The organism is Rheinheimera sp. A13L (assembly GCF_000217935.1).
GTDB lineage: Bacteria > Pseudomonadota > Gammaproteobacteria > Enterobacterales > Alteromonadaceae > Pararheinheimera.
Genome location: NZ_AFHI01000072.1, coordinates 16318 through 38166, shown reverse-complemented (window position 1 = coordinate 38166; position 21849 = coordinate 16318). Strand labels below are relative to the sequence as shown.

Below are 21849 nucleotides of genomic sequence, written 5' to 3'. Positions count from 1 at the left end.
TTAACTGCTGCAGGAGATATCCATGCCTTTACCCCAATCCGGTGGTGGTGCTGCAAAAGCTTCTTTACCAGCCTGTAGCTGATAAGGGCTTTGTAACACCTGCATCAGTTCATGCAAAGGCGCTGTGTCTCCTTGCTCTGCCGCGCTGATCACTTGTTGCGCTAAGTAGTTTCTCAATATATACAAAGGGTTGATGTTGTTCATCTGGCTTTTGCGTTCAACGGCTGAAGCAGATTCCAATGCCAGGCGATCGCGATACAATTCAGCCCATTGATCAAAAGCGGCGACATCCAACATATGATCACGAACAGAAGAACCTGTTGCATCATCCGTAAAATCAGCCAGACGGCGGAAACTTAAACTGTAGTCCTGCTGCTGTTGCTGCAATAACGCCAGCCATTGGCCTATTAAGGCTCTGTCTGTGGGTTGTTGTGTGGTCAGGCCCAGCTTTTTGCCCATCAGCGTCATGTAATGGTTAACCAGAGTCGGCTCATACAAACCAAGCGCTGCTCGTAAGTCTTCGACTTCAATCAAAGGGGATAACGCATGAGCCAGCGCATTAAGGTTCCACAAGCCTATGCCAGGTTGTTCATCAAAGGCATAACGGCCACTGTGATCTGAATGATTGCAAATGTAACCCGGCTGATAATCATCTAAAAAAGCATAAGGGCCATAATCAAAACTCAGGCCTAAAATCGACATATTGTCTGTGTTCATCACGCCATGGTTAAAACCTACGGCTTGCCACTGGCTGATCAGCTCTGCGGTGTGCACTACCACTTGTTGCAACATAGCCAAAGCAGGATTTTTTTCATTCAGGCAGTCGGGGAAATGCTGCTGCACTGTAAAATCGACCAGCCGCTGCAGCTGGTTTTTATCGCCAGTGTAAAAGCAGTGTTCAAAATGGCCAAAACGTATATGGCTGGGGCAAACCCGTATCACCATAGCGCCTTGTTCTATAGTTTCGCGTTGCACTGGCTCGGCGCTTCCGACCAGGCTTAATGCTCTGCTCGTCGGAATGCCTAAATGATGCATAGCTTCGGAGGCTAAAAACTCACGAATACTGGAGCGTAATACAGCACGGCCATCACCAAAACGTGAATAAGGGGTGCGGCCTGCGCCTTTTAAATGTAAATCATAATGCAGGCCATCGCTGCCCAGGATATCTCCGAGTAGCAAACCCCGGCCATCGCCTAATTCCGGGTTGTACTGACCAAACTGATGCCCAGCGTACTTTTGTGCCACAGGGGTGCTACCAGCAAACAGCTTTTTGCCACTTAAATAGTCAGCGGCATCTGTTTGGCTAAAAAACGCCGTGGGAAGTTGCAACAAAGCTGCTGTATCAGCGCTAAACGCCAGAAGTGTGGGCTCCGCAAATGGAGTCACTGCAACAGCGCTGACTAAATCAGGCAAACCTGAAGCGTAGGTAGAACTTAAAATAAGTGACATAACCAATCCCAAAACTGCAATGGCCTATTGTGGTTGCTGTATCTGCTTAGCTCAAGCGCTTTCTGGTGTTGAAGCGGCTCTTTGGATGTATTTTGCGCTCTGACTTGTATAAACAAGTGCTTAGGTCTTTAATGGACAAAAGATCTAAAAAAATAAACCCAAAGTCCATATTCAGGGAGAATGACAATAATGCGATTTATGTCTTTGATAGTATTAGTTTTAGTCGGGTTGGCTGCGCCAGCTATGGCGCAAGATGCAGCTGCTGGAAAAACCAAAGCTGCGGTTTGTGCTGCTTGCCATGGTGCTGAAGGGGTGTCTGTGATTCCGGATTACCCGAACTTAGCAGGGCAAAAAGTGAAGTATCTGGAAAGCTCCATCAAAGCTTACCGTGATGGCCAACGTAAACATGCTGTGATGTCACCTATGGCAGCAGGTTTGTCTGATGCAGATATTCTGGATTTAGCAGCCTATTTTGCGGCTTTGCCTGCAAAGAAATAGGGATGGGTTGTAACAGGGCGGCTGTCGGAGCCGGCAGCCTGATGCAAAAATCAGTTTTTATCTGCTGGTTCTTCTGAGGCAACCAACCACTGCAAACCCACATTTAAGACGCCGTTTATCACATCTGGCAGCAAAGAAGAATCCGGTTTCCGATGCTGCTGTTCTGCTTGTTTTTCTCTGACCTCAACGCTATTTCCCATGCCATCCAGAAAAGATTGGGCGGCCTGATGTTTATCGTAGCTACTGCATCCAGTCATTAAAGCTGCACTTGCCAGAATGACAATAAAACCAAATCCATGTTTTTGCATAAGCTTTTACTTTGCCTCTGGGTGATAGGTCTAAAGCTGTAGTTGAGGCGGCAGGTTAATATGAATGCTTTTTTGTGTCAATGCAACGTTAATCGCCCGCTAAATAATCGCTGATTAAATCAAGGAAATCAGCGCCATAACGGCCCAGTTTAGTCTGGCCTACACCGCTGATTGCTAAGAACTCCACGCTGTTGGTTGGGCAGGCTTGCGCCATTTCGATCAGAGTGGCGTCTGAGAACACCACAAAAGGCGGCACGTCATCGCGTTCTGCTATGGCTTTACGCAGTACTTTTAAGCGGGCAAACAGCTTGCGGTCATAGTTTTGTGGTGCTGTGGTTTTGCTGCTACTGCTGGCTTTGGTTTGCACCAGACGTGGTACAGCCAGTTGCAGTGTTTGTTCTGCCCTGAGTACAGCCCGTGCAGCTTCCTGCAGTTTTAATACCGAGTGCTGGCTGATATCCTGCTGCAATAAACCACAATGCACCAATTGGCGCAAAATACTCAGCCAGTAGTCGTGTGACTGATCTTTGCCTATCGCATAAGTGGATAGTTTATCGTGCCCCAGTTCGTGAATGCGGCTGGTTTGGCTGCCACGCAATACGTCTATGACATGGTTCATACCAAAACTTTGATTGACTCTGTAGACACAAGACAAGGCTTTTCGCGCCAGCTCAGTGGCATCAAACTGTTTAGGTGGGTCTATACAAATATCGCAATTGCCGCAGGGTTTCTGGCTTGATTCACCAAAATAGTTCAGTAGCACTAAACGCCGGCAGGTTTGAGCCTGAGCAAAAGCGGCCATCTGGTTAAAGCGCTGCAACGCCACTTCGGTTCTGCTGTTGTTTTCATCTTTTTCGATCCAGCTGCGCATCCGGGCTATATCAGCAGGGTCCACCAGCATCAAAGCTTCTGCAGGCACACCGTCACGGCCAGCCCGGCCTGTTTCCTGATAATAAGCTTCGATGGTACGGGGTAATTCAAAGTGAATGACAAAACGTATATTGGATTTGTTCACGCCCATGCCAAAAGCCACAGTGGCGATAATCAGCTGGATTTGGTCTTTTTTAAAGGCTTCCTGCACCGAGTTACGTTGCTCGTTGGTTAAGCCCGCGTGATAAGCCGCCACCTGAAAACCTTTGCCTGCCAGCTGCTCGGTCAGCTCGTCGACTTTACGACGTGAAGCACAATAAATAATGCCACTTTGTTGCTCCTGCAGTTTCAGGTAATTGACCACCTGTTCCAGCGGGCGGAATTTTTCCTGAACTGTGTAGCGGATATTAGGCCGGTCAAAGCTGCCGACAGAGATATAAGGTTGCTGTAAGTTCAGCTGACGGCTGATGTCTTTTTGGGTAGCTGGGTCTGCTGTGGCTGTTAAAGCCATCATAGGTACATGGGGGAAATAGTGCTTGAGCTGCGCCAGTTCAGTGTAGTGAGGCCTGAAGTCGTGGCCCCACTGTGAAATACAGTGAGCTTCGTCTATGGCAAACAAACTGACACCCACTTCCGCCAGGCGCGACATAAAATCAGCTTGCAATAACCGCTCAGGCGCCAGATACAACAGCTTCAGCTGCTGGTTACGTAAACGGCGGATCACATCCTGAATTTCTTCTCTGCTTTGGCTGCTGTTAATAAATTCAGCCGCTATACCATTGGCCTGTAACGCGTCGACCTGATCTTTCATCAGCGACATTAAAGGTGATACCACCACAGTGACATAAGGTAGCATCAAAGCAGGTAACTGATAACACAACGATTTACCGCCACCTGTTGGCATCAGCACAAAAGTGTCCTGACCGCTCAGGCAAGCCTGGATCACCTCCAGTTGTCCATGACGGAACTGGCTGTAACCAAAAGCTTGTTTTAAGGTGTCGAACAATAGTTGTGGCAAAAGGCGTTACTGCGTTATGAAAAATCTGGCGCATTGTAGCCAAAAGCGGCGGAGCTGTCTTGGGCATTGTGTCATTGGCTGTACTGGGGTAAATTCCTTACTGCTCTTACCAGTCACATTGAGAACCTTATGCACGCCGATCAGTTACTGCCTTTTATCGCCGATACTTTTGACCAGATGCCTTTTAACAGATTGTTGGGGTTAAAAGTCACCCGTTTTGATGAGCAACAAGCTGAAGTGCGTTTTGACTGGGCAGGCCAGTTGGTCGGCAATCCGGTGCAGCAGATTTTACATGGCGGTGTCATTGCCTCAGTGCTGGATGTAGTAGGGGGCCTGATGGCCGTCTCCAGCGCTTTAAGCCGTTTTGGTGATATAGCTGACGCTGAACTGGCGGAAAAACTCGGCAAAATGAGCACTATCGATATTCGTACTGATTATTTACGACCTGGTCGTGGTCAGCAGTTTATTGCTACAGCTCAGGTGATCCGCACTGGTAATAAGGTTTGTGTTTGCCGCATGGAGTTGCATAACGAGCAGGGCATTCATATAGCTTTGGGCACAGGTACTTATCTTGTAGGGTAAAACTAAAACAGCTTTCAGCCAGATTTATCTGATATTGCGCCAGATTGGTCTTCGGAACATCGCCTGAGGACCTCTTATCCAGTACAATGCCGGCCTTCCTCAATATCTGTATGCCTCAGCAAGAGTGGTAGATATGTCTTTAAGTCCGGCGCAAAAAATAGGTGGCGCCTTTGCCGCCAGTGCTTACACCTTGTGGGGTATAGCTCCGCTTTATTTTAAACAAATTGATTTTGTGCCAGCGCAGGAAATTCTGATCCACAGAGTCGTCTGGTCTTTTGTATTGTTGGTGCTGATTGTGTTTGCGATGCAGCAATGGAGCAAAGTGCAGCAAATTTTAGCTCAACCTAAAATGGTATTGGCTTTGTTAGGCACCTCGCTGATTTTAGGCGGCAACTGGGGTTTGTTTATCTGGGCTGTGAATAATCATCATATGCTGGATGCCAGTTTAGGCTATTACATCAACCCCTTGCTGAATGTGCTGTTGGGTATGTTTTTTCTCGGTGAACGGTTACGTAAATTTCAGTGGCTTGCTTTGTCGCTGGCGGCTACAGGGGTGCTGATCCAATTGGTCACTTTTGGTTCTGTACCCTGGATTGCATTAACGCTGGCCTGTACTTTTGCTCTTTATGGCTTATTCCGGAAAAAGCTGGCGATTGATGCCATTACCGGGCTTTTTATTGAATCCCTGTTGTTATTGCCTTTAGCTTTGTATTACTGGTGGCAGTTTGCAGACAGCAGTGCAGCTGATTTTAGTCAAAACAGCTGGAGTTTAAACTTGTGGCTGATAGCTGCAGGTTTTGTCACTACAGTGCCTTTGCTGTTTTTTATTGCGGGCGCCAAACGCTTACAGCTCTCCACTATGGGCTTTTTTCAATACATAGGGCCAAGTTTTATGTTTGTATTTGGGGTTTGGTTGTACAACGAAACTCTGACTACAGCTAAGCTGGTAACCTTCGGTTTTATCTGGCTTGCATTGATTGTGTATTCACTGGATGCGTATCTGGCGCTGCGGAAAAGACCGGCTGTTCAGCCAGTGGAATAAGGCGGCAGCGTAGGGGCGTGGCTTATCCGCGCCCGTCTCTTTGCACTATTGAATCAGAGGCAGGCAGCTGGGCCTTTCAGTTCTATGGTATTGCCCTCCGGGTCCTGAATATAAATTGACGGACCCTTACCTTCAGCCCCATAACGTGATTCAACCGGGCCAGCCGTTACCCCTTTGCTTTGAAAATACTGCTGCAGACTGTGTGCATCAAAAGGCTCAATACGTAAGCACAAGTGGTCCATATTGTGGCCTTCAGGGCCAGGTGCTTTACCACCTTGTTGCCCTAAAGGTTGATCCACAGGCACGAGATCAATCAGGCTAGTGCCGGCCCTTAATTGATATAAACCTAAATCGGTTTCTTCGCGTTCTAAGCTACAACCCAGCACTTGCTGATAAAAATCCAGCATCAGCTGCAGGTTTTTCACCCGCAGCACTACATGGTCAATCTGAACTATTTGGAACATTATTGCTTCAGTCCATCAGTTTTGTGGATTAAACAATAACAGAACTGCTACACGAGCAGCCAGTTCAAGTTGGGTTTGGTCTGTTAAACCTGGTCTGAACCAAACCCGGCCACTGCCTGATATTTCCACCTGAGCTAAAGCTCCTTGTTCGTCAGTTAATAAATAGCCAACAGGAAAGAGTGTTGGATAGGTGGTTTTTTCCAGAAAATGCAGTGACCGAATTTTGATTGAGCGGTCTGACAATTCACTATATCCGACAAATTGGTTATCCCACTCAGGAGTCAGGTAGAAAGTTACATCAGCTAATCCGCTAATGCCGCAAGCCAAAGCAGGTTTCTGGCCTTTATTCGAGTGGACAGGCCAGTGAGCTATTTCTGTCAGATGGCGACGACTGACACATTCCAGATATTGCCACTGCAGCCCATTTGTCATAGTGAGTTGATAGGCTGGTGTTTGAGCATCCAGGGGTAATCCTAAGATAGCTAAAGCAGAGCCTTGGGTATGATGTTGTTGTGGGCTTGTTGTATGCCAGATACCAAAACTAAGGGCGTTGCTCCATTGTCTGGGTTCCGGGGATATCACCTGATAGGGCTCTAAAGCCTGGAATGCTTTGATGCTCTGGATTTGCCTGGCATCAAGATTAAAAGCCACTGCATAAGTGAAAAGAATGATTGCGCTGATGAGCCGCATTATGTTGTTTCCTTCTTTGAGATTTTACTACTTCACTAAATCCCTCAGATTGAAAGCACTTTCCTTGTCTTTTTTACTCTGACTATTATAAGCGGCCAGAGTTAATGGTTTCTGTAATAAAAAATAGAAATTTGTTTTGAAATTGTCACGCCTGGGCGTAAATCTCTTTCAAACCTAGCCAGCGGCGGATTAAAGGCGGGCAGTTGTGGTGATATTGTTGCCAGAGTAAAGCTGCAGCTTGTTGGGCTGCGGGGATAAGCTGAGCGTCCCGGCTTAAGTCGGCGATGCGGTAGCTCACCTGGCCTGTTTGTTTGGTACCCAGCAGTTCGCCCGGCCCACGTATTTCCAAATCACGTTGTGCTATCACAAAACCGTCATTACTTTCGCGCAGCACCGCCAAACGAGCCTGAGCTGTGGGTGACAAAGGCGCGTGATACAGAAGCACACAGTGGGAGGCTGCACTGCCCCGGCCAACCCGGCCACGTAATTGATGCAGCTGAGCTAAACCTAAACGTTCGGGGTTTTCAATAATCATTAAACTGGCATTGGGAACATCAACGCCTACTTCAATCACAGTAGTAGCGACTAATAAATCCAGTTCACCGGCTTTAAAAGCGGCCATGACCTGTTGTTTTTCCGCAGCTTTTAAGCGGCCATGCACTAAAGCTATACGTAAATCCGGTAAAGCGGCAGCCAGCTCTACAGTTGTCATTTCCGCCGCCTGACATTGCAACTGTTCCGACTCTTCAATCAAAGTACAAACCCAATAGGCCTGCCTGCCTTGTTGTTGTACGACTTGCCTGACTCGTTCTGTCACTTCGCCACGACGGCTGTCGGGCAATACTACTGTAGTGACAGGAGTACGACCTGGCGGTAATTCGTCTATAACAGAGGTATCTAAGTCGGCATAAGCTGTCATGGCTAAAGTGCGGGGTATAGGGGTGGCCGTCATCACCAGTTGATGTGGATAAAAGCCGGTATCAGCGCCTTTTTCACGCAGCTCTAAACGCTGGTGCACACCAAATCTGTGTTGCTCATCGATAATAACGAAAGCCAGTTGTTGAAACTGCACCTGCTGTTGAAACAAAGCGTGGGTACCAATCACCATTTTGGCTTCACCTGTTTGAATAGCATTCAGCTGTAACTGCTTTTGTTTGACTGAGGCTTTACCGGCCAGCCAGGCAATCTGATAACCCAAAGGCTCCAGCCAGGCTTTGAAGGTGTTGGCATGCTGTTCTGCCAACAGCTCTGTCGGGGCCATCAAGGCCACCTGAGCGCCACGGCTCAACACAGTTAAAGCCGACAAGGCCGCTACTAAAGTTTTGCCAGAACCTACATCGCCCTGCACCAGACGCAACATAGGTTCGGTCTGAGCTAAATCATGGCGAATTTCTTTGACCACGCGCTGCTGGGCCGCTGTAGGGGCAAAAGGCAAAGCGGCTAAAAATTGTTGATCCTGCTGCTCTTCGACTACAAAACTGCGACTTTGCTGGACACGACATTGTTGGCGCAATTGCAGCATGGATAACTGTTGTGCCACTAATTCTTCGAAGATCAGGCGCTGTTGCGCTGGATGTTGGCCTTGCTCCAGCAATTGCAAAGACGCATCTGGTGGCGGTCTGTGCAGATAAAATAAAGCATCAGACAAAGACCAGCTGTTGTGGCCCAGCACTGGTGCTAAGTATTCGATAGGGCTGCTGCGTTGTAATACCTGCAAAGCGGCGTCTGTTAAATTACGCCAGCTGTTTTGTTTTAAACCTTCAGTGCTTGGATAAACAGGGGTCAGAGTTTCAGCTACATCCTGATCAATACCGTCTTTTAAGACTTTGTATTCGGGGTGCATCATCTCAAAACCCCGCATGCCGCGTTTCACCTCACCAAACACTCTTAAAGTGACACCTGGCGTGACAGCATTTTTTTGCGCTGCATTAAAATGGAAAAAGCGTAAGGTCAGATGGCCTGAACCGTCACGAATAGACACCAGCCAGCTGCGTCTTTTACCAAAGGTGATTTCACTGCTGATCACTTCGCCTTGTACTGTCGCTGTTTGCTGCGGCCATAAGTCGGCTATGGGGTAAAGGCGGGTACGATCTTCATAACGCAAGGGCAAATGAAACAACAAATCCTGCACACTCTGAATACCCAGCTTATGCAGCAGTTCACTGACTTTGGCGCCAACACCTTTTAGCTGGCTGACGGATAGGGTATCCAGTGCTGTAACTGTCAAAATATATTCCCTTCGTACTTGAAGCTGCCACTTTGTTCGCTGCGTTCGCGCACCCCAATCACATAGTGTCTCTATGCTCATGGGGATGCTTGTACTTGCTGCCGCGTCGCAGCTGCAATTACTTTGGGTAATAAAAAGCTAAGTGGCTGATAACAGGCAGTTTAACTTGTGATCCTCTTTGAGGGTAGCTTTAGTCTTTTGCTCGTTGGATATTGTGGTGAAAATGATCAATTAAGCCGTCGTCGAGCATGCTCTGCAACGCCGTTTCGATCCGTTGTTTTTGTTCTGGATTAACAGATTTTTTCGATAACCCCAGGTAGACAAAACGGTCTTCAGCCGGCTGGAATTGTAAGACTGCGGGTTGAAATTGGGATTTGTAACGAGGGTTAGAGTCTATGACGTTGATGGCCTGCTGAGCTGGTGCAATCAGAGAATCAATACGGCCTGTCAGCAACATCGCAAAACCTATATCCAGACTGCTCACTTCTACCTGATGTTTCACTGTCAGTTTTTCCAATAAAGCCGCATTGTACACATAGCCCCGAACCAAACCCAGCTGCTGGTTGCTTAGTTCGGCCCAACTGTTAAGTGGTGGTGCGCCTTTTCGTTGATACAGTACTTCCACTCTGGCTTTGTCATAAGGCAGCAAATACATAAATTCTGCTCTGGCTGCTGAGTAATTCAGACTGGTCATCAGGTCACTTTTACCCTGTTTCAGATGTTGTAAACAACGAGGGAAAGGGGTGTTTGTACTGTAAGTAATTGTAAAACCAGCTCTTTTCGATAGTTCTTGCATCAGGTCGACAGTAGGGCCATGAGGTTCGCTATTGTCAGGATAAAAATGCCTGTGTGGGAAATGATCAAGGCACCATTCCAGAGTTGAAGCTGAGGCCAAAGCACTGAATAAACTGAAACAGCACAACAGAAAAACTTTCATCATTGCTTCGCCTCTGCCGGCTCTGCCAGATAGGTTGGGCCATGTTCTAAAGGGTTAAAGGCATAGAGTTTTTTTACTGTGCCGTCTTGCACCATAGAGGCGATGGCCTGTTCAATCCGGTTTTGTAGTGCAAGATGTCTGCTTTTTTTAGACAAGCCAATATTGATAAAACGTTTTTCTACCACAGAGAAATCAACAGGGGCTCTTTTAAACTGATAATGCAGTTCCTGTTTGTCTGCTATGACATCCAGGGAGCTTTGAGTGGGCACTATTAAGCCATCTACCCGGCCACGTAACAGCATTTCAAAACCTGTTTCTATACTGGCTATTTCAACATGACGCTTGGAGCTTTTGATTAATGACATCAGGCTGGGGTGGTACGTGTAGTTGCGTACAGTCGCCAAAGTTAAAGAGGCCAATTGGCTAAAATTACGGATCTGCCTTGGGTCTGTGACCTTTAAATACAAAGACTCAGGAATTCTTTCGTTATAAGGCATCAGATACATAAATTCAGCCCTATCGTCGGTAAAGTTCAGATTACTCATTAAATCTGCTTCGCCTGTTTGCATCTGACGAAAGCAGCGTGCCGAAGGAGTTTTTGGGCTGAATTGCAATTGGAAGCCGGCACGTTTCGCCAGTTCCTGCATTAAGTCTACCGAAGGGCCGTAGGGTGCTTTACCTGTTTCATAGGCATGAAAACGCGAAAAATGATCCAGACACCAGGTGAGCACTGGTGTCTCTGCAGCGGCTGCCAGGCGAGAAACAACCAGCAGCAAAACACAACACAGGATTTTATTCACTCAGTTCGCCTTGCAGGAAAGAAGCAATGGAAGTCCCTGTTAGTTCGTTGAAGGAACTTCCATCACACCATCAATTTCAACCTGAGCGCCACGAGGTAAAGCACTGACCTGAACCGCAGCACGAGCCGGATAAGGGGCGCTGAAGTGTTTGCTCATAATTTCATTGACTGTGGCAAAATTCGACAAATCAGTCAGGAAAATATTCACCTTCACCATATCATTTAAACTGCCACCAGCAGCCTGACAAACAGCAGCCAGGTTTTCAAACACTTGCTGGGTTTGTTCAGCGAAATTTTCAGACACCATCTGCATAGTCTCTGGAACTAAAGGGATCTGGCCAGATAAATACACAGTAGTGCCAATTTTGACGGCCTGACTGTAAGTACCAATAGCGGCAGGAGCTTTATCTGTACTGATGATCACTTTTGACATAACAACTATTTCCTTCTGTAAACTTTAAGTACCTCAGGCACAACACGAATTTTGCGCATGACGTTAGCTAAATTAATGCGGTCACGTACAGATAAAGTGATTTTCACCACGTATTCACCTGTGTCTCTGTCGTCGGTCGACAAGTCCTGAATATTTGAATCCTGCGACGCTATCACTGTCGTCAGTTTTGCCAGCACACCGGGCTGATTGACAATAAATACCCGGATATCACATAAAAATTGTTTATCGCCTGTTTTATCCCATTTCACCGGGAAGTATTTACCCGGTTCTTTTTCCCAGCCACGAATATTACGGCATTCCACACGGTGCACGTTCAGGCCTTTGCCTGGCGTGGCATTAGCGGCAATTTCATCACCAGGAATAGGGCGGCAACATTTGGCGAAGGTCAATAACATACCTTCAGAGCCAATAATAAAGGCTTTGGCTTTTTGGTTAGCCGGATTTTCAGCAGGCAATGCTTCTTCGCCTGAATCAAAACCACCCATCAAACGCCGTGCTACAGCGATGGGCAACTGATTACCCAAACCTATTTCAACCAGCAGTTCATCCAACGATTTTTGCGTAGTGCTTTGCAGTACCTGCTCAATACGTTCTGGCGGAATACTTTCCAGTTTGACATCACCCAAAGCTGAAGTGAGTAAACGACGGCCTAAGCCCACAGCTTCACTCAGCTGCTGTTTTTTCAAGTAGTTACGAATACCTAAGATGGCACGACTGGTCACCACATGGTTCAGCCAGTTGGCGTTAGGTTTACCGCCTGGGCTGGTGATAATTTCAACCGTCTGGCCAGTTTCTAAAGGTTTGTTCAGCGGATAAGGTTTACGATCCACCCGCGCGCCAACACATCTGTTTCCTATATCGGTATGCACTGTGTAGGCAAAATCGACCGCATTGGCACCTATAGGTAATTCAACAATCTGACCTTTAGGACTGAATACATACAACTCATCCGGATAGAGTTCAGATTTGACGTTTTCGACAAATTCGTAGGTGTTGCCTGAGCTTTGTTGCAGTTCAAGTAAACTTTGCATCCAACGCTGAGCACGGATTTGCGCTGTGGTATTTTTGTTTTCGCCTGCGCCTTTATAGGACCAGTGCGCAGCTATACCTTTGTCAGCCATTTCATCCATTTCACGGGTACGCATCTGAATTTCCACTGGAATACCGTGTGGACCAATCAGAGAGGTGTGCAAGGACTGATAACCGTTTTGTTTTGGAATAGCAATATAGTCTTTAAAACGGCTTTCAATAGGCTTAAACAGGTTATGCACTACACCTAAAACCCGATAACAGTTGTCTATGCTGTTAATCAGTACACGGAAACCGTAAATATCCATCACATCGTTAAACATCAGCTCTTTGCTTTTCATCTTGCGATAGATGCTATACAGATGTTTTTCACGGCCAGCTACTTCTGCTTCGATACCGGCGGCTTTAATACGCTGTTCTATTTCCGACTGAATGCGTTCGATAATTTCTTTGCGGTTGCCCCTGGCCTGCTTCACTGCAGTTTCCAAAGCGCGATAGCGCATAGGGTATAAAGCGCGGAAGCCCCAGTTTTCCAGCTCGTTTTTAATATTGTGAATACCTAAACGGTTGGCGATAGGGGCATAGAGTTCTAACGTTTCGCGGGCAATACGACGGCGCTTTTCTGGTTTGAGAGCACCTATGGTGCGCATATTATGAGTGCGGTCGGCCAGTTTAATCAGAATAACGCGGATATCCTGCGTCATCGCCATAAACATTTTTTGCAAGTTGGTAACTTCGAACTCTTTGATATCTTTGAATTTTACTTTATCGAGTTTACTGACACCCTGTACCAGTTCGGCTACTGTTTCACCAAAAGTGCGGGTTAAGTCTTCTTTACTGACAGGAGTATCTTCAATCACATCGTGTAATAACGCAGCCATTAAGGTTTCGTAATCCATGCGCATTTCGGCAAGGATACTGGCAACTGCAACAGGATGAGTAATATAAGGTTCGCCACTGGAGCGAATTTGTGGCGCGTGCGCGTCGCGGGCTACAACATAAGCCTGTTGCACCAGAACGACCTGCTCAGCTGGCAGGTAAGCACTGATTTGATTTTTCAGGCCTTCAAACAAATACATCCGAAACTCCCCAATACGCACAACGCTTTGGCGTGTTCCTTTGAATATACGTGGATTTCAAACTATTGCCAACGGCCGGATACCGTTGGCAGAGGGTACGAGCTCAGATTATTCGTCAGAACCGATAATTGCAGCAACGGCAGCCATTTCAGAGGCTTCTTGCTGTAACTGTTCACGACGTTCCTGCTGGTCCAGAATACCGTTCGTGATAAAACCTTTTTCGATTTCACGTAAAGCAACCACAGTTGACTTATCGTTTTCCGGGTCAACCATTGGCTCTTTGCCTTCAACAGCTAACTGACGGGCACGACGTGAGGCCACCAGAATTAAATCAAAGCGGTTACCAATTTTATTTACTGCATCTTCAACTGTTACGCGAGCCATCTGCCACTCCGGTTAATCTGGGTCTGAATAAAGACCGCATAGTCTACTCTATTTCGTTTCGTTCGCCAACAGGCCAGAAATTAACTTCTGTTGCCGCAGGGCTTGTTTGTTCTGTTTCAGGCGCTGGGTGAGGATAATGCCGGAAAATTGCTGTAACGCCAGTTCCAGATCGTCATTCACCACCCAGTAGTCGTATTCGCTGGCATGACTGATTTCATCACGGGCTTTCGCCATGCGGCCAGCTATCACTTCTGCACTATCCTGACCACGCTGATTCAGGCGTTGCTCTAAAGCTTCAACACTGGGTGGCAGAATAAAAATAGTAGTGACAAAAGGCAGTTGGGCTTTAATTTGACGGGCACCTTGCCAGTCAATATCCAAAAAGACATCTATACCTTGGGTAAGTTTATCCGCCAGGGCTGCTTTGGACGTACCGTAATAATTACCAAAGACTTCAGCCCATTCAATAAATTGATCTTGTTCAATCAACTGTTTAAAGGCTGGAATATCAGTGAAATGGTACTGCACACCATTACTTTCGCCCGGCCTTGGTGAGCGGGTGGTATGAGACACACTCAGCTGCATATCGGTATGTTGTTTCAGCAGCGCATTAATGAGCGTGGATTTTCCCGCCCCGCTTGGCGCTGAAATAATAAATAAGTTACCTAATAAATCCTGCATGCCGTACCACCTTCTGATCAAAAGCGGATTTTAGCCGCATCGCTGTCGTGCTGCAAACAAGGTGTGGTGTTTGTTCAGGATTTCTTTTTCGCTTTGACCGACAAAGTCAAAGTGAATTTGGCCATCAGCTCGTCGCCATGCAAAGAAGGGCAGGTGACATCAATAGTCACTGGCTGATTAATCCGCTCTCCGGTCTCGAGCGATTGTTGGATCATCTGATCTATTAAAGCGCCATCGTTGCTGATGAAATGAATAGCAGCTTCAGGGCGCTTTAAAAACTCGCCCTGCACATCTTTAAAAGCAAAATGGATATTCAGGCCTTTTTGTCGCGCTTTGTAAAAAACTAAAAAAGCACCGGCTAAATCGGCACCTATAGCCAAAGCACCAAAATAAATACTGCCTAAATGATTTTTAGTATGGCGATGATGTGGCATACGAATGACGGTGCGAGCGTCTGTTAATTCCAGAATTTTTGGCTTACAAAAACCAATCAGCGGAATATAACGAAATCCAAACCACCAGAGTTGCCAGTTGGCTTTAGTTAAGGTGTTCATAAAAGCATGCTCCAGAATTCAACTGGTCGGAGCTTATCATTCTGGTTGCGATAGTGCGACTTTTTGCTGCCAATGGCGCTCAAAATTCGCTTTGGCTTGCTGGCGTTGCTCAACGCACCAGACCATTTGTCTGCTGTCGCGTACACCAAAACATTGCTTCGGCTCAGAGTAATAAGCCAGCCATGCCTGTAATTTTTTGCCCTGATAAGGTGCTTTCACTGCAACTGAGCTGACATAAAGTTGTGGGCCTTTGGCTATATCATCCAGTGCCGCTGTTGTGTCTGGTGCCTTGATGGTTTTCTTTGGTTTAATCTGCGGTGTGACCGGTTTTTGGCAAAACTGATCCAGCTGTTTTTCTAACAAACGCTGATCGAGGCTGAGCTGTTCTGCTTCTTTTAAGCTGTACCCTGAACTGATTTTTTGCTCCAGTTGCTGCAGTTTTTTGGTGGCTTTGGCACAATCAGCTGCTGGCCATTGGGGTTGGGCATAAAGTGCAAAACTGCAGCAGAATACAATACACAACAGCGGTTTCATCCACAACTCCGCCTGTTAATGAAGGGTTAAATAACTATAGTTGATTTTTGGCGCTTTGAGCTGACTGAATTCAAGGGAAGAAACAGGCTCTGCTGGTCTGTTTTTTTTTGCAGCTGAACGCATTCTCTGATCCTTTATCAGACTGAAATCGTTTAGCTTGGTTAGATAATACAAAATACTGAATAAATTAAAGAAATAGCCTACGACTTCCAGATAACGCTGGCTATGCTGAGTGGGCTGAACAGGCTGTTTATTGTCACTGAATGAAGCGGAGTTTTTGCATGAAATTGGTAAAACTAGTGATGCTATCCGGCCTTTGGCTGAGCTGCGCTGTTGTTGCACAACAAAGCCCGGCTGTACCTGTCAAAACCGCTGTGGTGCAACAGCAGGCTGTGCCTGTTTGGATCCGGGCTATAGGACAGGTGAAAGCCCAACAAAGTGTCGAAATACGTCCGCAGGTCGATGGGGTGTTGCAGCGCATTCTGGTGGAAGAAGGCCAGTTGGTGCAGGCCGGGGATCTGCTGGCTGTGATTGATGATCGCAGCATTAAAGCAGCCCTTGAGCAGGCGAAAGCTCAGCTTTCTGTGGTTCAGGCCCAACTGGATGTAGCGCGACTGGATTTAAAACGTTATCAGAATTTACGCAAAGATCAGGCAGTATCGGCACAAATGGCCGATCAGCAACAAGCCACAGTGCAACAATTAGAGGCTGAACTTCGTAGTGTGCAGGCCACTATCAATGCGCAGCAAGTGGAGTTGTCTTTTACTCAAATTCTGTCGCCTATCGCAGGTCAGGTCGGCATTCGTAATGTAGATGCAGGCAACTATGTCCGAACCAGTGATGCAACCAGTTTGTTTTCTGTGGTGCAACTGGACCCTATCAGTATTGAAATTGCCCTACCTCAGTCCCGTTTAGCCGAGTTACAGCTTCTGATGCAACAAATCAGGCAAAAGCAGACAGTTCCCGTCTTGGCTTATTTAAAAGAAGGAGCGGATCCGCTGGCGCAGGGCCAGCTCACTGTGGTGGATAACAGGGTGGCTTCAGCGACTGGCACTATCAGAGTCAAAGCTGATTTTGCCAATCCGGATTCTGCCTTATGGCCAAGTCAGTCTGTGGTGATCGCTTTGCAAAGCAAGGTGTTAGAAAATGCCTTAACTATTCCGGCAAAAGCCTTACAGCAAGGGCCACAAGGCGCTTTTGTCTGGTTTGATGATCAAGGTAAAGCCGCTACTGCAGCAGTTGATGTGGTATTGCAGGATAAAAATCAGGTAGTAGTGACAGGAGTCACCGCTGGTCAGCAGGTGGTGGTGGATGGGCAAAGCCGGTTACGCAGAGGATCAGAGCTGAAAGTTCTGGCTGATGCCCCTCAAACTGCGGCTACGGAGCGCTAAGCATGAAAAGCCGCAGTCTGTATGCCTGGTGTATGGATCACCCTATAGGCACAGTATTACTGACATTCGCTTTGGTGTTGTTAGGTATATTGGCCTTTCCACGTTTATCTATAGCGCCTTTGCCTGAGGCTGATTTTCCTACTATTCAGGTGAATGCCCGTTTACCCGGGGCCAGTGCTGAAACTATGGCTTCTTCTGTTGCTACTCCTTTGGAGGTGGCATTAAGTTCAGTGCCTGGCATTACCGAAATGACGTCAACCAGCGCTTTAGGTTCGGTCGAAGTGACTTTGCAGTTTGTACTGGAAAAAGATATCGACAGTGCAGCTCAGGAAGTGCAAGCCGCACTGAATCAGGCGGCAGGGCGTTTGCCTGATATGCCTAATTTACCGACCTGGCGTAAGGTGAACCCGGCCGACAGTCCTATTCTGATTATTGGTGTGACCTCTGAAACTTTGTCCCGCACGGAAATCAGTGATTTGGCCGAAACTGTACTGGCGCGCCAGATGACCCAGATTAATGGCGTGGGTGAAGTTTTTATTGGCGGCCAACAAAAACCTGCTATTCGTATTCAGGCCAGGCCTGAAGTTTTAGCAGCTGCGGGTTTAACCCTGGCAGATATTCGCACCGCGGTGCAAAGAGCCAGTGTTAATTTGCCTAAAGGCGCTTTGTTTGGTGACAACAGAGTGTCCACTCTTGCGGTCAATGATCAAATTTTCTCAGCCGATGAATACGCTGATTTAATCGTCAGTTATAGCGATGGTTCTCCTGTGTACTTGCGTGATGTAGCCACAGTGAAACTGGGCGCTGAAAACGATTTTGTGCAAATCTGGCCTAATGGTGAATCTGGTGTGGCGCTTATTATCCGCCGTCAGCCAGGTGCCAATATAGTGGCCACTGCGGATCGAATCAGAGCTGCTTTACCTCAGCTGACCGCCGCTTTACCTGCTGATGTGAAGGTAGAAGTATTTAACGACAGAACCCGTACTATTCGTTCTTCTTTGCATGAAGTAGAACTGACGCTGGCGATTGCTGTGGTGCTGGTAATAGCTGTAATGGCGGCATTTTTACGGCAATGGTCGGCCACCCTGATTGTCTCTGCTGTGCTCGGGGTGTCCTTGATTGGCACCTGTGCTTTTATGTATCTGGTTGGCTTTAGTCTGAATAACCTGACGCTGGTGGCTATTGTCATAGCCGTAGGCTTTATTGTTGATGATGCCATAGTCGTGATTGAAAACATTCACCGGCACTTAGAAGCGGGCGACAGCAAAAGAGTAGCGGCGCTCAAAGGCGCTGAAGAAATTGGTTTTACTGTGGTGTCGATCAGTGTGTCTTTGGTGGCAGCTTTTATCCCGCTGCTCTTTATGGGCGGCATCATTGGCAAGTTGTTTCTGGAGTTTTCGTTAACAGCAGCGGCGGCTATTCTGATTTCAGTGGTGGTGTGTTTAACTTTAGCCCCTACTTTAGCTTCTATTTTTATGGACAAAGCGCCAGCCCATGACCCGGACAATCCTGGTTTTTTTGACCGCTTAGTGAAACGTTATGACACAGTGCTGACCTGGGCTTTGGATCATCAGAAGATAATGCTCGGAGTGTTTTTTCTGACAGTGGCAGGCAGTGTCGTCAGTTTTATAGCCATTCCTAAAGGCTTTTTTCCGCTGCAAGACACAGGTTTTGTTATAGGTGTCACTCAGGCTGCTTCAGATATTCCATACGAAGATATGATTGCCAAACATAAACAGCTGGAGCAGATCTTAAAAAATGATCCGGATATCACAGGCTTTAACCATGCGGTAGGCGGCAATAACTCAACTGGCTCAGGCCGGGTCTGGGTGGTATTAAGCGATCCTGATGATCGTGATGCCAGCGCCAGTGAGATTATTGACCGGTTACGACCACAGTTTGCGCAAATTCCGGGCCTCCAGGTGTTTTTAAGGGCGGCTCAGGATATTAATTTAGGTGCTGGCGGTGGTGCCCGGGCTCAATACAGCTATGTGCTGAAAGCCTTAAGTAGTGAAGAGTTAGCCACCTGGACTCAGGCGTTAACGGCGAAGTTACGGCAAAATCCGATATTTACCGATTTATCCAATGACCTGCAATGGGATGCCAATATTATCAAGCTGGAACTGGACAGGCAGGAAGCCGCCCGTTTAGGTTTTGCTGCTGCCGATTTGGATCAGGCTTTGTACGATGCCTTTGGTCAGCGTCAGATCAACGAATATCAAACTGAAACCAACCAATACAACGTGATATTGGAGCTGGACCCGGCCCAGCGTGGCACAGCAGAAAGCCTTAATTATTTCCACTTACGTTCTCCAACTACAGGGCAAATGGTGCCTTTATTGGCTTTTGCAAAAGTGCTGCCAGCGACCAGTGGTCCTGTGGTGATTGCACACAATGGCATGCAACCGGCAGCGAATTTATCCTTTAATCTGGCTGCAGGTATTTCATTGGGTGAGGCTGTGGATGCTCTGGAGCAAGCTCGGACCGAGTTACAAATGCCAGCTTCAGTGTCAGGTTCATTCCTTGGCGCAGCTCAGGCGTTTCAGGATTCTCTGGCCACTCAACCTCTGCTGATTTTCACGGCTTTATTAGCTGTCTATATCATTTTGGGCGTGTTGTACGAGAGTTTTGTTCACCCTCTGACTATTTTGTCTACTCTGCCTTCTGCTGCTATCGGAGCCATTCTGCTGCTATGGGTCTGGCAGCTGGATTTCTCTATTATGGCGCTTATCGGCATTATTTTGCTGATAGGGATAGTGAAGAAAAACGGCATTCTGATGGTCGATTTTGCGTTGCAAGCCCAGCGTGAACAAGGTTTGTCGGCGAAAGAGGCTATTCATCAGGCCTGTTTAGTAAGGTTCCGCCCTATTATGATGACCACCTTGGCTGCTATTTTAGGCGCAGTGCCTTTAATGATGGGTTTTGGTACTGGCGCAGAACTGCGTGTGCCTTTAGGTGTGGCTGTAGTAGGCGGTTTAGCCTTTAGCCAGGTACTGACCTTATTAACGACTCCTGTGGTATTCCTCGCCTTGGATAAAGCCTTTTTACAGAAGAAATAACCGCAGAGGTCAGGCTTTGATCCGCCTGATCTCTGGCTAGGTCGAAGCTCGCTCCACAATGCGATAGCCCACATCTATAGGTGGTTTATGGGTTTTGTCCTCGCCTGATGCTGTCATCAGTAATTCAACAGCCTGCTGGCCCATTTCAAAACGGGGGGATGCTACGCTGGTGATTGAAGGTTCTACCAAAGCTGAAGCTTCTAAGTCGTTAAAACCACAAATGGCGATATCAGCCGGTACTTTCAGGTTCATACGCTTGGTTTCAAACAAAGCACCTAACGCCAAATCATCGTTACAGCAGAATACTGCATCACACTGGCCCTGAGATTCAGCCATCACGGCCTGTAGCAACTGACCGCCTAAACGTATGGATGAAGACTGAGTGGTGGTGACTACATAACTCTGACAAGGCTGCTTAAAGTCCGCTATCGCCTTTTTAAAGCCGGCCAAGCGTTGCTGAGTACGAGGGTCCATTCGGGCACCTAAAAAGCCCAGTTTACGATAGCCTTTTTGCAGTAAATGGTTGGTGATATCCACCCCTGCATTAAAGTGCGAAAAGCCAATATTCATATCAATAGGGCAGTCACTGAGTTCCATCAGCTGCACTATAGGAATACCGGATTGCTGCAGCAATTTACGGGCATAATGGGTTTGATCTGTGCCGGTTAAAATAAAACCTTCAGGCGACTGGCTGAGCAGCGTTGCGATCAGCTTTTCTTCTTCCAAAGGTGAATAATGGCAATCCCCCAGGATCACCTGCAAATGATGCGGTTTCACCGCGCTGTAAATACCCTGCAGTACATCATTAAAAACTATGTTAGATAATGATGGAATGATAACCGCAATCACACCAGAGCGACGGGAAGCCAACGCGCTTGCAGCATGGTTACGGATATAGCCAATTTCATGCACGGCCTGTTCAACTTTTACCCGCAGTTTTTCTGAGACTTTATCCGGGTTGCTAAGCACACGCGACACTGTGATGGCACTGACACCTGCTACTTTGGCCACATCTTTCAGGTTAGGTTTTTTATTCATTATGCCACTCTCAAGCCTTTGAAAAACAATAACGGAAACTATGGTTTGAGTCAAAATGGTTGCGCTATCATTTTGGCTGCTTTAAGCTGAAGTCACATTTTTATGGAAGGTGTGATCGTATCTGATGCAACAGGATCCAACAGGGCAGCTGGCAAGCAAAACAAAAAATGCGAACCACTGCCAAAGTCTGATCATTATGGGCGTGGCCGGCAGCGGTAAATCCACACTCGCTTTGCGCCTTGCAGAGCAACTGAGTTGGTTTTATCTCGAAGGGGATGATTTTCATAGCCCAGAAGCCAAACAAATGATGGCGTCAGGCACACCTATTAGCAACGAGATGCGGGATCTGTGGGTCAATCGTTTATGTGCAGCTTTGCAAAACTGTGCAGCCAGACAACAGCATGTGGTACTGAGTTATTCAGGTTTAATCCGTCAGCATCGTGAGCGTATTCGTCAGGCAGCATCCCATCCACAGTTTATTTATTTACAAGGCAACGCTGAATTACTGGCCAAACGGCTGGCGCAGCGGCAAAACCATTTTATGCCTGTGTCTATGCTGCAAAGCCAACTGGCGACTATGGAGTCGGTAGATCAGGAGCCTGATGTGTTGTGTCTGGATATCAGCCAAAGCGTCAGTGAACTGATGCTGCAGGTGGTATTAAAAATCGAACAACAACTATAACAAGCGATCACGACCGGCCATCAGGCTCTGGCGCATGATCAATAAATCTGCGAATCAAAACAACAGAACAACGACAGGGT

At 47.2% G+C, this 21849-nt stretch carries 21 protein-coding genes; 6 read left to right on the top strand and 15 right to left on the bottom strand.

The window, feature by feature from the left end; genetic code table 11:
• The gene (locus tag RHEIN_RS19680) at nucleotides 1-1449 is read right to left on the bottom strand and encodes a protein adenylyltransferase SelO (RefSeq protein WP_008900742.1); all 1449 of its coding nucleotides are present in this window, start codon (nucleotides 1447-1449) and stop codon (nucleotides 1-3) included.
• 189 nt (nucleotides 1450-1638) lie between these two features.
• Between RHEIN_RS19680 and RHEIN_RS19675 the strand changes: the two genes are divergently transcribed.
• The gene (locus RHEIN_RS19675) at nucleotides 1639-1947 is read left to right on the top strand and encodes a c-type cytochrome (RefSeq protein ID WP_008900741.1); all 309 of its coding nucleotides are present in this window, start codon (nucleotides 1639-1641) and stop codon (nucleotides 1945-1947) included.
• A 50-nt stretch (nucleotides 1948-1997) separates the two neighbouring features.
• On the opposite strand, the gene RHEIN_RS19670 is transcribed toward RHEIN_RS19675, so the two are convergent.
• Nucleotides 1998-2255, bottom strand: a complete 258-nt coding sequence (locus RHEIN_RS19670) for a hypothetical protein (RefSeq protein WP_008900740.1) — start codon at nucleotides 2253-2255, stop codon at nucleotides 1998-2000.
• Between the two features lie 88 nt (nucleotides 2256-2343).
• Nucleotides 2344-4143, bottom strand: a complete 1800-nt coding sequence (recQ, locus tag RHEIN_RS19665; protein ID WP_008900739.1) for a DNA helicase RecQ — start codon at nucleotides 4141-4143, stop codon at nucleotides 2344-2346.
• Nucleotides 4144-4272: 129 nt separating this feature from the next.
• Here recQ and RHEIN_RS19660 point away from each other — a divergent pair, with 129 nt between their 5' ends.
• Together RHEIN_RS19660 and rarD are read left to right on the top strand one after the other, a co-directional pair.
• On the top strand, nucleotides 4273-4725 hold the full coding sequence (locus RHEIN_RS19660; protein WP_008900738.1) for a thioesterase family protein: 453 nt from the start codon (nucleotides 4273-4275) through the stop codon (nucleotides 4723-4725).
• A 133-nt stretch (nucleotides 4726-4858) separates the two neighbouring features.
• Nucleotides 4859-5767 (top strand): EamA family transporter RarD, encoded by a 909-nt coding sequence (rarD, locus tag RHEIN_RS19655; RefSeq protein WP_008900737.1) that lies wholly within the window; start codon nucleotides 4859-4861, stop codon nucleotides 5765-5767.
• A 53-nt stretch (nucleotides 5768-5820) separates the two neighbouring features.
• Here rarD and RHEIN_RS19650 read toward each other — a convergent pair whose 3' ends face one another.
• The 11 genes from RHEIN_RS19650 to RHEIN_RS19600 form a co-directional block, all read right to left on the bottom strand.
• Nucleotides 5821-6231, bottom strand: coding sequence for a VOC family protein (locus RHEIN_RS19650; protein WP_008900736.1), 411 nt, complete (start codon nucleotides 6229-6231; stop codon nucleotides 5821-5823).
• 15 nt (nucleotides 6232-6246) lie between these two features.
• Nucleotides 6247-6921 (bottom strand): hypothetical protein, encoded by a 675-nt coding sequence (locus RHEIN_RS19645; RefSeq protein WP_008900735.1) that lies wholly within the window; start codon nucleotides 6919-6921, stop codon nucleotides 6247-6249.
• Nucleotides 6922-7066: 145 nt separating this feature from the next.
• A complete protein-coding gene (gene recG, locus RHEIN_RS19640) occupies nucleotides 7067-9229 on the bottom strand; it encodes an ATP-dependent DNA helicase RecG (protein ID WP_083826348.1) in 2163 nt (720 codons plus the stop codon).
• Between the two features lie 109 nt (nucleotides 9230-9338).
• Nucleotides 9339-10088, bottom strand: coding sequence for a substrate-binding periplasmic protein (locus RHEIN_RS19635; protein ID WP_008900733.1), 750 nt, complete (start codon nucleotides 10086-10088; stop codon nucleotides 9339-9341).
• Entirely contained in the window at nucleotides 10085-10885 is an 801-nt protein-coding gene (locus RHEIN_RS19630; protein ID WP_008900732.1) for a substrate-binding periplasmic protein, read from the bottom strand. The genes RHEIN_RS19635 and RHEIN_RS19630 overlap by 4 nt, the downstream gene beginning before the upstream one ends.
• 39 nt (nucleotides 10886-10924) lie before the next feature.
• Nucleotides 10925-11317, bottom strand: a complete 393-nt coding sequence (locus tag RHEIN_RS19625; RefSeq protein ID WP_008900731.1) for a RidA family protein — start codon at nucleotides 11315-11317, stop codon at nucleotides 10925-10927.
• A 5-nt stretch (nucleotides 11318-11322) separates the two neighbouring features.
• Nucleotides 11323-13446: a bifunctional GTP diphosphokinase/guanosine-3',5'-bis pyrophosphate 3'-pyrophosphohydrolase gene (spoT, locus tag RHEIN_RS19620; RefSeq protein WP_008900730.1), complete on the bottom strand. Its 2124-nt coding sequence runs from the start codon at nucleotides 13444-13446 to the stop codon at nucleotides 11323-11325.
• Between the two features lie 108 nt (nucleotides 13447-13554).
• Nucleotides 13555-13830 (bottom strand): DNA-directed RNA polymerase subunit omega, encoded by a 276-nt coding sequence (gene rpoZ, locus RHEIN_RS19615; RefSeq protein WP_008900729.1) that lies wholly within the window; start codon nucleotides 13828-13830, stop codon nucleotides 13555-13557.
• A gap of 48 nt (nucleotides 13831-13878) precedes the next feature.
• Nucleotides 13879-14511, bottom strand: coding sequence for a guanylate kinase (gene gmk, locus RHEIN_RS19610; protein ID WP_008900728.1), 633 nt, complete (start codon nucleotides 14509-14511; stop codon nucleotides 13879-13881).
• Nucleotides 14512-14585: 74 nt separating this feature from the next.
• A complete protein-coding gene (locus RHEIN_RS19605) occupies nucleotides 14586-15065 on the bottom strand; it encodes a PaaI family thioesterase (RefSeq protein ID WP_008900727.1) in 480 nt (159 codons plus the stop codon).
• Between the two features lie 36 nt (nucleotides 15066-15101).
• A complete protein-coding gene (locus RHEIN_RS19600) occupies nucleotides 15102-15599 on the bottom strand; it encodes a hypothetical protein (RefSeq protein ID WP_008900726.1) in 498 nt (165 codons plus the stop codon).
• Between the two features lie 281 nt (nucleotides 15600-15880).
• Between RHEIN_RS19600 and RHEIN_RS19595 the strand changes: the two genes are divergently transcribed.
• Entirely contained in the window at nucleotides 15881-16990 is a 1110-nt protein-coding gene (locus RHEIN_RS19595; RefSeq protein WP_008900725.1) for an efflux RND transporter periplasmic adaptor subunit, read from the top strand.
• Nucleotides 16991-16992: 2 nt separating this feature from the next.
• A complete protein-coding gene (locus tag RHEIN_RS19590; RefSeq protein ID WP_008900724.1) occupies nucleotides 16993-20049 on the top strand; it encodes a multidrug efflux RND transporter permease subunit in 3057 nt (1018 codons plus the stop codon).
• A gap of 36 nt (nucleotides 20050-20085) precedes the next feature.
• Here RHEIN_RS19590 and RHEIN_RS19585 read toward each other — a convergent pair whose 3' ends face one another.
• Nucleotides 20086-21087, bottom strand: a complete 1002-nt coding sequence (locus tag RHEIN_RS19585; protein WP_008900723.1) for a LacI family DNA-binding transcriptional regulator — start codon at nucleotides 21085-21087, stop codon at nucleotides 20086-20088.
• Nucleotides 21088-21211: 124 nt separating this feature from the next.
• Between RHEIN_RS19585 and RHEIN_RS19580 the strand changes: the two genes are divergently transcribed.
• On the top strand, nucleotides 21212-21769 hold the full coding sequence (locus RHEIN_RS19580; protein WP_008900722.1) for a gluconokinase: 558 nt from the start codon (nucleotides 21212-21214) through the stop codon (nucleotides 21767-21769).
• The last annotated feature ends 80 nt before the right edge of the window (nucleotides 21770-21849 follow it).

Bases quoted from the DNA above. Each gene is read 5' to 3' on its own strand.
- RHEIN_RS19600 (WP_008900726.1), bottom strand. From the start codon at position 15,599: ATGAAACCGCTGTTGTGTATTGTATTCTGCTGCAGTTTTGCACTTTAT.
- rpoZ (WP_008900729.1), bottom strand. From the start codon at position 13,830: ATGGCTCGCGTAACAGTTGAAGATGCAGTAAATAAAATTGGTAACCGC.
- RHEIN_RS19585 (WP_008900723.1), bottom strand. From the start codon at position 21,087: ATGAATAAAAAACCTAACCTGAAAGATGTGGCCAAAGTAGCAGGTGTC.
- RHEIN_RS19625 (WP_008900731.1), bottom strand. From the start codon at position 11,317: ATGTCAAAAGTGATCATCAGTACAGATAAAGCTCCTGCCGCTATTGGT.
- RHEIN_RS19660 (WP_008900738.1), top strand. From the start codon at position 4,273: ATGCACGCCGATCAGTTACTGCCTTTTATCGCCGATACTTTTGACCAG.
- RHEIN_RS19595 (WP_008900725.1), top strand. From the start codon at position 15,881: ATGAAATTGGTAAAACTAGTGATGCTATCCGGCCTTTGGCTGAGCTGC.
- RHEIN_RS19635 (WP_008900733.1), bottom strand. From the start codon at position 10,088: ATGATGAAAGTTTTTCTGTTGTGCTGTTTCAGTTTATTCAGTGCTTTG.
- RHEIN_RS19580 (WP_008900722.1), top strand. From the start codon at position 21,212: ATGCAACAGGATCCAACAGGGCAGCTGGCAAGCAAAACAAAAAATGCG.
- RHEIN_RS19645 (WP_008900735.1), bottom strand. From the start codon at position 6,921: ATGCGGCTCATCAGCGCAATCATTCTTTTCACTTATGCAGTGGCTTTT.
- RHEIN_RS19650 (WP_008900736.1), bottom strand. From the start codon at position 6,231: ATGTTCCAAATAGTTCAGATTGACCATGTAGTGCTGCGGGTGAAAAAC.
- RHEIN_RS19590 (WP_008900724.1), top strand. From the start codon at position 16,993: ATGAAAAGCCGCAGTCTGTATGCCTGGTGTATGGATCACCCTATAGGC.
- recG (WP_083826348.1), bottom strand. From the start codon at position 9,229: ATGAGCATAGAGACACTATGTGATTGGGGTGCGCGAACGCAGCGAACA.
- RHEIN_RS19605 (WP_008900727.1), bottom strand. From the start codon at position 15,065: ATGAACACCTTAACTAAAGCCAACTGGCAACTCTGGTGGTTTGGATTT.
- gmk (WP_008900728.1), bottom strand. From the start codon at position 14,511: ATGCAGGATTTATTAGGTAACTTATTTATTATTTCAGCGCCAAGCGGG.
- RHEIN_RS19675 (WP_008900741.1), top strand. From the start codon at position 1,639: ATGCGATTTATGTCTTTGATAGTATTAGTTTTAGTCGGGTTGGCTGCG.
- RHEIN_RS19670 (WP_008900740.1), bottom strand. From the start codon at position 2,255: ATGCAAAAACATGGATTTGGTTTTATTGTCATTCTGGCAAGTGCAGCT.
- spoT (WP_008900730.1), bottom strand. From the start codon at position 13,446: ATGTATTTGTTTGAAGGCCTGAAAAATCAAATCAGTGCTTACCTGCCA.
- rarD (WP_008900737.1), top strand. From the start codon at position 4,859: ATGTCTTTAAGTCCGGCGCAAAAAATAGGTGGCGCCTTTGCCGCCAGT.
- RHEIN_RS19680 (WP_008900742.1), bottom strand. From the start codon at position 1,449: ATGTCACTTATTTTAAGTTCTACCTACGCTTCAGGTTTGCCTGATTTA.